Source organism: Bdellovibrio bacteriovorus, assembly GCF_001592755.1.
GTDB lineage: Bacteria > Bdellovibrionota > Bdellovibrionia > Bdellovibrionales > Bdellovibrionaceae > Bdellovibrio > Bdellovibrio bacteriovorus_E.
Window position 1 is genome coordinate 1 of sequence record NZ_LUKF01000004.1, and the last position, 13,314, is coordinate 13,314.

Annotated in this window: 13 protein-coding genes; 5 read left to right on the forward strand and 8 right to left on the reverse strand. The window is 46.0% G+C overall.

What is annotated here, in order from left to right; translation table 11 throughout:
- Nucleotides 1–173: 173 nt before the first annotated feature.
- From AZI85_RS05120 to AZI85_RS05135, 4 genes are all read right to left on the reverse strand, one after another.
- Nucleotides 174–944: a substrate-binding periplasmic protein gene (locus AZI85_RS05120; RefSeq protein ID WP_063243083.1), complete on the reverse strand. Its 771-nt coding sequence runs from the start codon at nucleotides 942–944 to the stop codon at nucleotides 174–176.
- Nucleotides 945–1,038: 94 nt separating this feature from the next.
- A complete protein-coding gene (locus AZI85_RS05125; protein WP_063243084.1) occupies nucleotides 1,039–1,386 on the reverse strand; it encodes a GFA family protein in 348 nt (115 codons plus the stop codon).
- Nucleotides 1,383–2,483 (reverse strand): sigma-70 family RNA polymerase sigma factor, encoded by a 1,101-nt coding sequence (locus tag AZI85_RS05130; protein ID WP_063243085.1) that lies wholly within the window; start codon nucleotides 2,481–2,483, stop codon nucleotides 1,383–1,385. Before AZI85_RS05130 ends, AZI85_RS05125 begins: the two co-directional genes overlap by 4 nt.
- Before the next feature lie 5 nt (nucleotides 2,484–2,488).
- A complete protein-coding gene (locus AZI85_RS05135) occupies nucleotides 2,489–2,794 on the reverse strand; it encodes a polyhydroxyalkanoic acid system family protein (RefSeq protein WP_063243086.1) in 306 nt (101 codons plus the stop codon).
- Between the two features lie 209 nt (nucleotides 2,795–3,003).
- On the opposite strand from AZI85_RS05135, the gene aspS reads away from it, so the two are divergent.
- Nucleotides 3,004–4,818 (forward strand): aspartate--tRNA ligase, encoded by a 1,815-nt coding sequence (gene aspS, locus AZI85_RS05140; RefSeq protein WP_063243087.1) that lies wholly within the window; start codon nucleotides 3,004–3,006, stop codon nucleotides 4,816–4,818.
- Here the strand turns inward: aspS and AZI85_RS05145 are convergent.
- A complete protein-coding gene (locus tag AZI85_RS05145) occupies nucleotides 4,815–5,474 on the reverse strand; it encodes a hypothetical protein (protein WP_063243088.1) in 660 nt (219 codons plus the stop codon). The genes aspS and AZI85_RS05145 overlap by 4 nt on opposite strands.
- Before the next feature lie 263 nt (nucleotides 5,475–5,737).
- Here AZI85_RS05145 and AZI85_RS05150 point away from each other — a divergent pair, with 263 nt between their 5' ends.
- The 3 genes from AZI85_RS05150 (at nucleotide 5,738) to AZI85_RS05160 (ending at nucleotide 7,809) form a co-directional block, all read left to right on the forward strand.
- Nucleotides 5,738–6,508, forward strand: coding sequence for a DUF1266 domain-containing protein (locus tag AZI85_RS05150; protein WP_063243089.1), 771 nt, complete (start codon nucleotides 5,738–5,740; stop codon nucleotides 6,506–6,508).
- Between the two features lie 103 nt (nucleotides 6,509–6,611).
- On the forward strand, nucleotides 6,612–7,040 hold the full coding sequence (locus AZI85_RS05155) for a hypothetical protein (protein ID WP_063243090.1): 429 nt from the start codon (nucleotides 6,612–6,614) through the stop codon (nucleotides 7,038–7,040).
- Nucleotides 7,041–7,089: 49 nt separating this feature from the next.
- Complete coding sequence (locus AZI85_RS05160; RefSeq protein ID WP_063243091.1) at nucleotides 7,090–7,809, forward strand: rhomboid family intramembrane serine protease; 720 nt, start codon at nucleotides 7,090–7,092, stop codon at nucleotides 7,807–7,809.
- Here AZI85_RS05160 and AZI85_RS05165 read toward each other — a convergent pair.
- The 3 genes from AZI85_RS05165 to AZI85_RS05175 form a co-directional block, all read right to left on the reverse strand.
- On the reverse strand, nucleotides 7,789–8,901 hold the full coding sequence (locus tag AZI85_RS05165) for a CpaF family protein (protein ID WP_063243092.1): 1,113 nt from the start codon (nucleotides 8,899–8,901) through the stop codon (nucleotides 7,789–7,791). The genes AZI85_RS05160 and AZI85_RS05165 overlap by 21 nt on opposite strands.
- Nucleotides 8,898–10,202, reverse strand: a complete 1,305-nt coding sequence (locus AZI85_RS05170; protein WP_063243093.1) for a type II and III secretion system protein — start codon at nucleotides 10,200–10,202, stop codon at nucleotides 8,898–8,900. Before AZI85_RS05170 ends, AZI85_RS05165 begins: the two co-directional genes overlap by 4 nt.
- 76 nt (nucleotides 10,203–10,278) lie before the next feature.
- Nucleotides 10,279–11,385 carry a hybrid sensor histidine kinase/response regulator gene (locus AZI85_RS05175; protein WP_063243095.1) on the reverse strand — a complete coding sequence of 369 codons (1,107 nt, stop codon included), beginning with the start codon at nucleotides 11,383–11,385 and terminating at the stop codon, nucleotides 10,279–10,281.
- Between the two features lie 245 nt (nucleotides 11,386–11,630).
- On the opposite strand from AZI85_RS05175, the gene AZI85_RS17780 reads away from it, so the two are divergent.
- Nucleotides 11,631–13,314, forward strand: a 1,684-nt coding sequence (locus AZI85_RS17780) for a hypothetical protein (RefSeq protein ID WP_063243094.1), incomplete at its 3' end; no start/stop codon positions are given.

Genomic DNA, 13,314 nt, shown 5'->3' on the forward strand with positions numbered 1-13,314 from the left:
GATGTGTATAAGAGACAGAAATAGTACATATTTAATAAAAAGGACGCTTCGAGCGTCCTTTTTTATTTTCAGAGGTGGTTTGAAATAACTTGGTGCCTTTTAATAACGAAGGGAATCAGGTACTTATTGGGTGGATTTAACCTGATATCTTTAGAACAAGGGGACGCGAAAACTTATTTGAGCTTTTCGCGGAAGTATTTTTCTACAAGCATATTAAATTCAGAGGCACTGACGTTGTTATTAAATTCCGCCATTAGCTTCTGGCTTGCCGGATCTGTTTTAAAAGCCACCCCATAATGATTCATCATAACGATTTTGGGATTGATACGAAGCTGGGCTGCGACTTCTTTGACTCGAGGATCTGCAGCAGAAAGAAATTTAAATACTCCTGCGTCGATGAAAATATAATCCACTCTTTTCTTGGCAAGTTTCAGAATGTTGAGGGCATCATCGGGCGCGGCCTCTAAGTTCAATTTCTTCTGGTTATGCACGGTTTTTAGAAGAGAACGAATTGTGTAGCCGTTGACGTTACCGCCTTTATATTTCGCTAGGTCTTCAGGCTTTTCCCATTGAATGGGTTTATCTATCCGTTCAACAATCACCCAAGGAGTATCGTACACCGTCTTAGATAAAACCATTCCCCGCAAAAAATCGTCATCTTTGAAAGAAGGAAAGAAACCCGTCACCGTAGGATCAAAACCCACAGTGCGAGTACGCATAATAGGAACGAAGCGAACTTTAAAATCATAACCTAGCTTCTTAAAGATTTCCCGAATGGCATACGTCGCCGCACCTTGCTCGGGCATGGCCTCACTCATAAATGGAGGAATCTCCATAGTGATAAAAGTAAATTCTTTAACTGCGAGGTCCGACTTGGAAGACGTTTGCGCAAAGCTAAGAGAAGAAAGAAGCAACAACTGTATTAGAGCCCATATGACTTTCATACTAGTTTTATCTGTCTTCCCTCGGACGCAGTCAACCCTGTAGACATTTTGTTAGATTACAAAGCCAAAAGGTGTCAGACGGGCAGATACCTTTTTAGAGGCTGGCGCCGTCGAAGTTGTGCACGGGGAATTTTGTAAAGTCGACGCCATCGAGGCAACGCACGTTGATTGCGCGCGACTTTGAGCCATCCGGAGATGTGCCGGCGCCAAAACATCCCACTCCGCAATTAGAGCAGAAATAATGGTGAATGGATTTTTTGCCGAACTGATAGTCTTTCAATGAAGCTTCACCAGAAAGAAGTTTGAAATTAGATTCTGGAGCGAATGCTAAAAGATGGCCTTTGCGTTTGCAGATGGAACAGTTGCAAGCAACCAGAGTTTCAATATTCATCTCAACTTCGAACTTCACGTTTCCGCAGTGGCATTGTCCTGTGTAGGTCATTCTTTTAAGTCCTCTTCCATTTTGGCTTTAATTTTTTTCAGCAGGCGCGCTTCCATTTGGCGAACGGCCTCACGAGTGATTTTGTACTTTTCGCCGATTTCCTGCAATGTCAAAGGATCGTCATTCAAGATGCGCTCATCTAGTATGATTTTTTCACGATCCGAAAGCTCGGGGCGAATCTCTTCGATCTTCTTTTTTAAGATACTGAGCTGCTCTTCTTTAGCCAACATCTCGTCCAGAGGTTGATCATTCATGTTTTTTTGAAGATCACCAAGGCTTGTTCCTGAATCTTCATCCACCGGACGATCTAAGCTGACGTCTCGGCCTGACATACGCATCGCCATATCGCGAACTTCATCTTCAGGAATACCCAAGCGAGAACTGATGAGGGCCGTGTTTGGCTCAATACCCATGGCATCTAGAGCTTCTTTTTCTTTTTGCAGCTGATAGAAAAGTTTGCGTTGGTTCTGAGTCGTCCCGATGCGCACCATGGAATATTGGCGCATCAGGAATTCTTGAATGTAGCCGCGAATCCACCAGACTGCGTAGGTGATAAGACGTGCACCTTTATAAGGATTGAAATCACGAACCGCGTGCATCAAGCCGACGTTACCTTCTTGGATAAGGTCGATCATCTTTGCGCCGAATTTAGAATACTCGGCGGCGACCTTAACCACGAAACGAAGATTGGCTTTCACCAAAGCTTCGGCGGCGGCGGGATCTTTTCCTTCGAAATATTTTTTCGCTAAAGCCAGTTCTTCTTCTTTGGTCAAAACTTTGTATCGACGAATTTCATTCAGGTATATTACCAAAGGGTCGGATGACGTGATGGATTTGGAAGAGCCGACAGTGACCGCTTTGGACTCTTGCGGCTCTTCGATATCAAAATCCTCTTCGGGGGTTTCAACGGTGTAAGCTTTTTCAGCCTCTGTTGAGGGTTGAAATTCCTCCTGTGAAGAATCTTCAACGATTTCGGCGACAACACTTTTCGGCTCGACCTTTTTTTCAGGCGCGGCTTTTCCAGAAGATGCTTTTTTTGCAATCTTCGGCTTCTTTTCCGCGTCCTTTTTTGGAGTTTGAGCCTTTGTTTTCGCCATAGAGATTAGCCAAGATACTTAGCCAGTTTCCTTTGCAGAGTTTCCTGCACTTTACCTTTGAACGGAGTGAGCATCAACGGCAGATCCACCGTGACAGAGACTTTACTGCCCGCGCCAGAAGATGTAAGCGACATGTCAGCTTTGAACTGCGAACCTTTCAATGCGGCACTCTTAGAACCGTCATCAAAAGAACACTGAAGTTTTGGGTCAAAGCGTCGAATATCCTGGTCGTTCGAAAGGAATTCTTTGATTTTAGAGTAAGCTTCCTCAACCGAGTGGTTGCTTTGGTGGTCGATCGTAAATTTAGGCATAAAAAAGTTCCTCTCTTAAGTTACGGTCCTTCGATCTTGAAAGTATATCGGGTCCATTTGGTAAAGACAAAGCTCTTACAGCGGCCTCCGGAGATAAGGCTTACTTTTAGGAAGGATAAAAAGATGCTTTTTGACTGTATTGGCACAATGTGCAAATCTAAGCCCCAGTGCATCGTCACTAAATCCTTCCTTCACAAAAAGGTACATCTATGAAGTTTGTAAAAGAGCTTAAGCGAACAAATTACTGCGGAAGTCTAGGTACATCCCAAATTGGACAAAAAGTCGTCCTCATGGGCTGGGTGGATGTCCGCCGAGATCACGGAAGTTTGGTTTTCATCGACCTTCGTGACCGTGAAGGAATCGTGCAAGTAGTTCTTGATCCAAATAAAGCTGAAACATCTTCGGCGAAGAATCTTCGTGGCGAATTCGTATTGGCGCTTGAGGGTGTCGTTCGTGCGCGCCCCGAAGGCATGAAAAATACGAAAATCAAAACAGGGGAGATTGAAATTGAAGCCACTCGCTGTGAGATCTTAAATGAATCCGCAGTCCCTCCGTTTCAAGTCGATGATCCTAACGTGAACGAGACCTTGCGTCTTAAACATCGTTATTTGGATTTGCGTTCACCGCGCTTAACAAATCATTTGATGGTTCGTCACAAAGTAGCGCAATTGGTTCGTCGCTTTCTTTCAGAGCAAGGTTTCGTGGAAATCGAAACTCCGATTTTATTTAAGTCGACTCCCGAAGGCGCACGTGACTATCTAGTTCCTTCACGCGTGAACCAAGGAACTTTCTATGCTCTTCCTCAGTCACCACAAATCTTAAAGCAGCTTTTGATGGTGTCGGGTTATGACCGCTATTTCCAAATCGCTCGTTGCTTCCGCGACGAAGACTTGCGTGCAGACCGTCAGCCCGAGTTTTCTCAGATCGACATGGAAATGTCCTTCATCGATCAAGAAGATATCATGCAAATGAATGAAAAACTTCTGCGCACAATCTGGAAAGAGGTCAAAGGCGTGGATGTGGGCGATATCCCTCGCATGTCTTACCAAGAGGCGATGGATCGTTACGGTATCGACAAGCCAGACACACGTTTCGGAATGGAGATCAAAGATCTTCAAAAAGTGGTGACAGGTTCAGGCTTCAAAGTTTTTGATGAAGTTATCGCTCGTGGCGGTATCGTGCGCGGTATTGCCGTTCCCAAAGGCGCATCGTACTCTCGCGGTCAGTTCGACAAGTTGACGGACATGGCAAAACGCGCGGGCGCAAAAGGCCTGGTGTGGATTAAAACAGAGGCCGATGGATCTTACGCTTCTCCAGTTTCAAAATTCTTCAGCCCTGAAAAATTGGCAGAGATGTTTAAAACTGTGGGCGCAAATCCAGGCGACTGTGCTTTGATCGTTGCAGATGATTTCGACACGGCTTGCGCCGCCCTCTCAACACTTCGTTTGCACTTAGGTAAAGAATTGAACTTGATCGATACGTCCAAGGATCATTTCCTATGGGTGATCGACTTCCCGGCTTTTGAGTATTCTCCCGATGAAAAACGTTGGGTTTCAAGGCACCATCCGTTCACGTCACCGAAGGACGAATACATGCAAGCCTTGATCGACGGCGATGAGTCTTCGTACGGCAAGATGCTAGCAAAAGCTTACGACCTTGTGTGCAACGGCTATGAAATGGGCGGCGGCAGTATTCGTATCTACCGCACAGAATTACAACAAGCGATGTTCCGTCTTTTAGGCATGAACAAAGAACAACAAGAAGCGAAGTTCGGTTTCTTGTTAGACGCTTTGAAATACGGAGCCCCTCCTCACGGTGGTATCGCCTGGGGTATGGACCGTCTTGTAATGTTGTTGTGCGGAACCGATGCTATCCGTGAGGTGATCGCCTTCCCGAAAACGGCGAAAGCTTCTGACTTGATGGCGGATTGTCCAAGTGAAGTCAGCCGCGATCAGTTAACCGAAGTCGGCGTGCGCTTAAGCCCATTGGCAGAGAAAAACTTAGAAGAAATGAAGAAGGTCTAATTGTCGTTTTCAACGACAATAGCACCCGACTGAGTTTGAATTTTAATATGACCCACTTCTGAAGGAAGAATCTCGGAAGTGGGTTTTTGTTTTAAGTTATTAGTCACTTTGCCAGAAACCGATTGTAAATCCGTTTCATAGAAAAGATCCTCAGGCAGACGCAAAGTCACATTGCCTTCTTCGGTTTTAATAAGAATTTTCCCTTTATACGACTGTGGCAAATAAATATCGGCGGTCAGCTTCGAATCAGATTCTTGCGTGAACTCCTCACCATTCACATTCATCTGAATCCAATTACTAGCAAGCGGCTCTTGAAAATCCACACGCAAAACATCTTTTTCAGCCATCTGAACAATAAAAGGCCCCGGCTCAAACCGAGGAACTTTCCCATGTAAAAGCACCTTCAAAGTCGGCCCCGAATGCGTCCGCACAACCATATCCACACGACGAGCATTCAAAGAAACTTCAGAAATCCCCTGAAGAAAAAACTCTCCAGGCTCTTCATACTTCTGCCCCTGCATAAACTTATCAGTCACCGAATGAAAAGCCGTAAAAACCGACTCAGGATTGTTAAACACATACCCCATAATCAAAATAAGCCCACCAACCAAAATAAAAAAGAGCGCCGCTAAACCCATCAAAATTTTCTTAAGCATAGAAACCCAACTCTCCCAAAACGCCCAAAAATCAACGCGCCCACAACCGCCGAAGGCCAAAAAAACCCACCCAAAGTGCGAAACAACGAGCCCCTTGGCTACGGCCCACTAACAATTCGCGAGTTCCGCAGCAGCCAGCTCCAAAGGAGCGGCGTCCGCGAGGACTGTCCGAGCGAATTGTTAGTGGGCCGTAGCCAAGGGAGCCCGCTTGATTTCCACAGTATCATATGGGACCGTTATTCTAAAAGAAAACAGAGGACCCCATGCGCCGTATACTTCCGGAAACCACCTTAGAAAAAAGAATGATGTGTTTGGGCGCGGTCTTTGTTGAAGAAAATCAAGTTCTTGATGAGGTGTTTCAAGTTGTCGGGTCTGATTTAATCGAAGGCCAAGAACTCTCTCCGGAAATACGCGATCAGGTTTTAGACGAAATTGGCGAGTACTTTTTTCGTCTGGATATGAATTACGGTCCTGAGATTAAAGGGGACTGCATCGGCATTCTTGAAGAGTTTTGGGGAGTGACAGATAAAGCCTCGGCTCTGAAAAGCTTAGAAAATATCCGACAGCAAGGTCACCGCACAAAGTTCAATGTCTTAAAGTCATCTCTGCCTTCTGACGGCAGTATTGATGCGGTCTCTTTAGAAAAGTTTAAGCAAATCTTCTGCTTTGATCTCGAAGTCGGGCAAGAAGTGCAAATGAGCAAAGAAGATTACACGAAGCTGGCCTCGTGGATCCAACGCACGAATAAATATTTAAAAGAGGCTGGTATTCTAGGATGGGATGCCGCCCGCTATGTTCACTTAGTTCGTCTTTGTTTTGTTACGGGTTATTTAGATGATAACGAAGCTTGGGCTGAAATTCTAAAACTCGCTCCTATCGTTGAAGGACATTTCGAATCTTGGATGGAGTTTTCTCAAAGCTTTTTGATTGGTCGCACTTTCTGGTCGGGGAGTGATGATCCGCAAGTCAAAGAGATCTGCCAGAAGCTCTTAGGTCATCCCGCAAGTCCTTGGCATTTCATTCCCTGGACCTAACGCCAGTTTTCCTCCGTCTGTCTCAAGTTTGAACGTTTTATTCCGATACATAACTTGAAGACCAAGGATGGCCTTCAAAATTCAACACACACGGAGGTGTGGTATGGAAAAAATCAGTGGAATTCTTCCAGCAAGTCCACGAACGCGTGTTGCCGATGTCTCTGTCGCGCAGCCCGCAAGACCTGGGGCTTTGGCACTTGGAAGACCCATGGGTAAAAATTCTCTTGGAGATCGCATCTCGCTCAGTAAGCAGATGGAAGAGATGAAAATGACCGGGCAACTTCCTGAACCCGAGGCCTCTCCCGTTTATAAAAATCCTGGCGAAGTAAAGAAGTTGAAAGTAATTGAAGATCTCAATCAGAAATTCTTCCAGAATCCAAAATCAGTGGCTCGTGAAGGGGACATGACGAAGTCGGAAGAAGCTTTGACGAAGACGACGGACAACGAAGGTCTTTTCTTTGTTGAAAAGGAATTGCGCCCACAACCGTCTCCAGCTCCATTAAAAGAGATCTCAGACAATAAAATCGCCTAAATCTTGACTTCTCCCGTTTCGAACTCAAAGTAACGAAACGGGAGGCTCTATGCAGCCGGCAGCGCGTACTTGGACAGTGATACGTTCCACTTGGCTTACACGTAAGCCATCAGGTCGCGCGTGGTTTGCAGCATCCTGGTCCGTTCTATTTCTTATCATCGGCAGTGTTTTCTATTGGCAAAACTTCTACAAGTTCTCCACTTGGATGAGTGCTTCGCAGTTCTCTGTTTTTTCACAACATCAATATTGGCGGCTGTGGACGACTTTATTTGCTCACGCTGATTTAGGACATCTGGCCTCGAATTCCATTCTATTTTTTATCTTCGGATATTTTCTTTCGGGCTACTTTGGCCTTTGGGTGTTTCCGATTTTAGCATTTTTATTAGGTGGAGTGACGAATGCGCTGACAATTCTGACATACGCACCTGATATCAATCTTATCGGTGTTTCTGGAGTTGTATATTGGATGGGCGGTATGTGGCTTGTTCTTTATCTGATGTTGGATGAACAGCGCACATGGCTGCAAAGAAGTTTACGAGCGGTGGGAGTCGCTTTAGGTGTTTTCATGCCCTCTACAGCTTTTGAGCCCAACGTCAGCTATCGCGCGCATCTGATTGGTTTTGTTGTCGGTGTGGTGACGGGATTTATTTATTACTTGTTTCGCAAAAAAGAATTTAAATCCGCCGTGACATACGAAATTGTGCGCGACGATGAGTTGCAGCCAGAGCTGCAATCCGAATCATCGAACTCACAAGTCGAAAGGTTCTAAAAGGAATCCGTTATCCTCTAAAGAGCAAAGGCGATAAGCCCCTTTGAACCGGCGCTGTCCCGAAGCTTCACGGCCGACGACGATCACAAAATCCAAAGACATTTGAATCAAGCGTCGAATGGCCGAAAGATTCCATTGCGGCGCACCCATTTGGATTAGCATCTCCAGACGAATCAAGGCTTGAGCAGCATCTTGAGCATGCAAAGTTCCAAAGCTTCCCTCGTGCCCGGTCGCCAGCGCCATTAAAAAGTCTTTTGCTTCAGCACCACGAACTTCTCCCATAGCAATTCGATCGGGACGAAGTCGCAAGGCACGCTTCACAAGTTGAGTTTGATCAATCGCGGGTAAAACATTTTGCGGATCTTCACGAGTCAAAAGTTTCATACTGGCTTTGTTAGGTAAAGGGATTTCAGAAGTGTCTTCGATAATCACCACGCGTTCATTTTCCGGAAGTAAATTTAGGAATGAATTCAAAACAGATGTCTTACCCGAACCGGTAGAACCCACGACCAAAAAATTCTTTTTCTTATCGATCAGCTCCCGAAAGATTCGCAGGTCTTCGGGCCGACACCAGCCTATGTCGGCAAGCTTTAAAAATGTCCAAGGATTTTTCGGATGGCGTCGTAAAGATAGGTGAACGGAAGACTGAGTGATATCACTTCCAATCATACTCAATCGAAAATCCCTAAAAGCTCCGTCGGCTGTGGGAAATTCCTTCGTAATATGCGCATTGGCTTCATGAGACAAACGGTCCAAGCAGTTGCGAAAGCTTAAATCCGAAAAGAACGAATCCGGATGACGAAAAAGTTTTCCTTCACGCTCAATCCAGATCGATTGAGGGCCGTTCACCATAATCTCTGTAATACTTTCGTCTTCTAAAAGATCCGAAAGGGGCCCCCAAGTGTGGATTTCATTTAAAACACGCGCGCAGACGTCTTGTTCTTGTGATGTCAGGTGCTTTTCCACGATTTGCTCCACCTTCTTTGAACGCAAAGAGCTGGCTTCTTCCGGAGAAAGCAAAAATTCATTCAAAGGAATTTGCTGAATATCTTCTTGAATTTTGTCGTAAACGGTTTTTGCTGCGATCATCATAAAACGTCTCCACGAGCTTGAAGGTGTTCCTGGCCCACGCCACTATCGCCTTCTTTAAGAATTGTCGGTCGAACAAAAATCACCAGTTCAGAACGGTTCTCACGAAAGTCCTTGCTAGAAAAGAGAGCGCCAATGACGGGGAGTCGCGACAACATCGGAAGCCCGGTCGAAGATTCGCCTTCTTCATTTTTCAAGAGTCCTGAAAGTGCAATCGTTTGCGGACGAGTCAGATCAAAGTGACTAGACACGCGATTCGTTAACACTCCGGGAATATCACCAGTGCCATTGGCTTTATCTAAAGTCGTTACTTCGGTTTCAATGGAAAGGCTGATGCGGCCGGAAGAGTCCGCTTTTGGTTTTACCCGCAGTAAAATACCGTAACGCTTCCAAACGACTTCTGAGGCTTTGTAACTCAGAATGCGAATCGGGAATTCACCACCAGCCAGGAACTCTGCTTCTTTTCCACTGCGGCAAAGGATATTAGGACTTGCCAGAATTTTTCCGTCGCCATTTTCTTCCAGGGCGTGAAGATTGAAGGGAAGACCGTCTTCGACCTCCCATTTCCCGGAAGGCATCAGTTTAGCGGCATACGAAGCAGGCCACTCCAGGCCGTACTTCATGGCATTGCTTCTTTTGATTTCGGCCACCGTGATCTGCACTTTTACCGTGGGTGCAATTTCTAAACTACTGTCGTCGCGAGTCACTCGCACACCGTACGGATTCAATAATTTGACGTACTTTTTATAAAGGTCTTCGGAGGCACTAATGCGAACTTCAATACCCTCGGAAAAAATGAGAGTTTGTGGCGGCAGCTTTGAAGTCTCTAAAATTTCGCGAAACAGGGAGTGGGCTTTTGTTTGAAGTTCTTCCGAGAAGCTTGCGCGCATTTGATAAGTCAAACCTCGCGTGCGTGCAAAATCAGAAAGCCTTTGCCAATCTTGCAGACGATAAAGCTGCCCTTTCACCAAAAGATCCCCTTCGGAAATTTCAGCCGAGAGTCCCACAATGTTTTTGAGTTCATTTTGGAGTTCAGTAAATGCGTCTGTTTTCGTTGGATGAAGGACTTGAATGCGATAAACAACCGAACCCAGCTTCAATGTCGTTTGGCCTTCGCGAGTGCCTCGAATGGTAAGGCTTGAACCTTGACCTTCGGCTTTTAAAATATCCCGGTCTTGGATCCATACAGTGGACTGACCACTTAAAGAAAGCCTTCGTGATTCGCCCAAAGAAAGAGTAATGTTTTTTTCTTGGGCCCAGCTTAAAGAAACAAAGAGTGTGATGGAAAGAAAAAGTGTTTTCATGCTCTGAGGCCAGAGCAATCTGTAAGGCGGACGCCGATCTGCTTTTAAAAAGGCTTAGGGACGGCGTCCGGACATATCAACCGACCGGGAGTTCAAAGAAAACCATCACACCTTGATTGGTGTTCTTAAACTGCAATTGGGATTGATGTGATTTCAAAATAGACTGACAGATCGTCAGGCCTAAGCCCGTTCCCGTCGAGTGGTGCATAACATCTTCATCAATATAAAAAGGCTTCGTGATTTTATCGACCACTGAGTTTGGTAAGTGCGGGCCTTTGTTATGAACTAAGAAACGTAAGTTGGCACCGTTGCGAATGGATTCAATATGAATCTCACTGCCTTCTTCACCGAACTTCGCCGCATTGTGGATCAAGCGTAGCATGACTTGTTTGATCAAGCGAGCATCGGCCTTCACGGCCACGGGTTCTAATTTTGAAACCAGCTTTTGTTGCTTCTTTTGCAAAAGATCGTTCACGTCCTTAGAAAGACTTTCGTCAAATTGAGTGAACGCGATACTTTGCATATCGATCTTAAGCTGATTAGTTTCAGCACGAACCACAAGCAGCACATCTTCCACCAAAGTTTTTAGGCGTTCCGCGCTCTTCGTGATTCGGTTGACCATCAGCTTGTCTTCGTCATTCAAATTTGATTCGGCAAGCAGGGACGAGAAACTTAATATAGATGTTAACGGTGTCTTCAATTCATGATTGATCAAAATCATGAAATTGGATTTTGCGACATCTAAGCTTTTAAGTTCATCCAGGGCTTTGCCAAGTTCCGCGTTTTTCTGTTTTAGTTCTTGGCCGATCGCGAATCTTTCGATGGCGTGTTCAACTGTGTTTGTTAAATCCACCGGATCCCAGGGTTTCGTCAGATAGCGAAAGATCTGTCCTTTATTTACTGCCATGATCACGGATTCAAGATCCGTGTAACCGGTCAGAAGAATACGGATCGTCTCAGGATGAGATTCTAAAGTTCTCTCTAAAAATTCGACGCCGGTCATTTCCGGCATTCTTTGATCAGTGATGATTAAAGAAACGGGGCCTGGATGTTCGTCGAGAACAGCCAGAGCCTCTTTACCTGAGGTGGCCTTTAGTACGGTAAATTTCTTACGAAACAACCTTTCAAGGGCGTCCACATTATCTATTTCATCATCTACACAAAGAATTGTGTGCTTCACCATAAAAGCTAGTGTAGGATTTGAAAAAGAGCAGTGCAAAGGAATTTGCACAAGGCCGGTTTGTTGTCATGGATGATAACGAGGAAGAGAGAGAAACTCTGCTGTCCCACAGCTGTTTTTTCACCTAGACAGGAGTCTAGTTTCATACTCTTTCAACATTTTTGCTCAGAAATGAGTCAAGTCTGCGTTGTTCCCTGACGATGAGTGAAACGGTAGAAGAGTTTTTTATCCTTTTCAGGAGATCGTGTATGAAATTTTGGATGCGCATTGCAACTCCATTCACGCTAGTGATGAGTTTTGCAGTTGGTGCTCAAGCTCAAATGTGGGGAACAGGGATGTATGGTGGTATGCAATCATGCCCTTACAACTACTCCGCTGCGGCAGGTTCTTCAAGCTACCTTGATGAAATCAAAGAAGCTCAAGCTGCAATCAAAGAAGCGCAAGCACAACTCCGCTCTAAAAAGACTGAAAAGAAAAGACTGGAAAAATCCATGGAGCGCTCTCGTCGCGATGTGGAACAAGTCGTTTCTGAAGACTTCTCTGAGTTTATGTTTGAGCACATCGAAAACAACAGAACTTGCCAAGCTTACAAAGGCATCGGTGCCGCTCCAGAAGAATCTGAAGCAGCTGGTGATCAAGGTGGCGTTCCGGTAAGCCCAGTGGCTAACGGTGATATCGCAGGTTCCGTACAAATTCGTGGTTTCCAAATCAATGAATGGAAAGCGTTGTGTGATCCGAATAAAGCCGGCTCTGTTTCAGGAGCAGTTTGTAATATGGCTCGTGCACGTCAACCTGAAAAAGGCCGTGCGACAGCTCAAGACTGTACAAAAGGTCTTGCGGATTACAGAAAATCTTATTCTCAATCTAATAAAGTGCAGCGCGAGATCGAAGCTTTGGAAAGCTTGATCGATCGTTCTAAAGAAGACATTCAAGATGCAAAACAAAACTACGCAGATGAGCAACGTGAGCGTCAACGTGAGCAACTTGAAGGCGGTATCTGTACAGACTGTATTATGCAAGGAAACGGTTACGCTTATCAGAAACCTCAAACTGATTGGGGTTCTGTGATCGGTAACATCGGTCTTGGTTTGGCAGCGACTTACATGGGTTATCAAACTAACAAAATTGCTGCAGAGGCGAACTCGAATATCGGTTGGCCGACTCAGCCATATCCTGCATGGGGCTACGGCTTCCCATTCCTTGCTCAAGGTATCGGTCAAATGATCGGTGGTGGCAGTGGTATCTACGGAGCAATCGGTGGCGGTATCGGTGCCGGTGGTTTCGGTTGCGCGGGTATGAATGGTGGCGCTTACGGAATGATGGGACCTTACGGTGGCATGAATGGCAATGGTATGTGGGGCAACCCATATGCAATGGCTGGCATGGGCATGGGTGGTCTTGGTGGCGGAATTTATATGCCTGGCATGGGCCCTTGGGGTATGGCCGGTCCTTGGGGTATGGGTGGACCATATCCAGGAGCGATGGGTTACCCAATGATGGGCGGCATGATGGGAATGCCAATGGGTAACATGATTGGCGGCATGATCGGCGGTATGATGGGTATGCCTATGGGCTCCATGATGGGAATGCCGATGGGTGCGATGGCTGGTGGAATGATGGGCATGCCAATGGGTGGCATGATGGGAATGCCTATGGGTGCTATGGCCGGTGGAATGATCGGCGGCATGATGGGTATGCCAATGGGAGCTATGGCCGGAGGCATGATGGGTATGCCTATGGGCGGAATGATGGGCATGCCAATGGGTGGCATGATGGGAATGCCTATGGGTGCAATGGCCGGTGGAATGATCGGCGGCATGATGGGTATGCCAATGGGAGCTATGGCCGGAGGCATGATGGGTATGCCGATGGGTGGAATGATGGGAATGCCTATGGGTGCAATGGCCGGCGGAATGCTTGGCGGTATGATGG

Bases quoted from the DNA above. Each gene is read 5' to 3' on its own strand.
- AZI85_RS05150 (WP_063243089.1), top strand. From the start codon at position 5,738: ATGCGCCGTATACTTCCGGAAACCACCTTAGAAAAAAGAATGATGTGT.
- AZI85_RS05155 (WP_063243090.1), top strand. From the start codon at position 6,612: ATGGAAAAAATCAGTGGAATTCTTCCAGCAAGTCCACGAACGCGTGTT.
- AZI85_RS05160 (WP_063243091.1), top strand. From the start codon at position 7,090: ATGCAGCCGGCAGCGCGTACTTGGACAGTGATACGTTCCACTTGGCTT.
- AZI85_RS05165 (WP_063243092.1), bottom strand. From the start codon at position 8,901: ATGATGATCGCAGCAAAAACCGTTTACGACAAAATTCAAGAAGATATT.
- aspS (WP_063243087.1), top strand. From the start codon at position 3,004: ATGAAGTTTGTAAAAGAGCTTAAGCGAACAAATTACTGCGGAAGTCTA.
- AZI85_RS05145 (WP_063243088.1), bottom strand. From the start codon at position 5,474: ATGCTTAAGAAAATTTTGATGGGTTTAGCGGCGCTCTTTTTTATTTTG.
- AZI85_RS05125 (WP_063243084.1), bottom strand. From the start codon at position 1,386: ATGACCTACACAGGACAATGCCACTGCGGAAACGTGAAGTTCGAAGTT.
- AZI85_RS05170 (WP_063243093.1), bottom strand. From the start codon at position 10,202: ATGAAAACACTTTTTCTTTCCATCACACTCTTTGTTTCTTTAAGCTGG.
- AZI85_RS05120 (WP_063243083.1), bottom strand. From the start codon at position 944: ATGAAAGTCATATGGGCTCTAATACAGTTGTTGCTTCTTTCTTCTCTT.
- AZI85_RS05130 (WP_063243085.1), bottom strand. From the start codon at position 2,483: ATGGCGAAAACAAAGGCTCAAACTCCAAAAAAGGACGCGGAAAAGAAG.
- AZI85_RS05175 (WP_063243095.1), bottom strand. From the start codon at position 11,385: ATGGTGAAGCACACAATTCTTTGTGTAGATGATGAAATAGATAATGTG.
- AZI85_RS05135 (WP_063243086.1), bottom strand. From the start codon at position 2,794: ATGCCTAAATTTACGATCGACCACCAAAGCAACCACTCGGTTGAGGAA.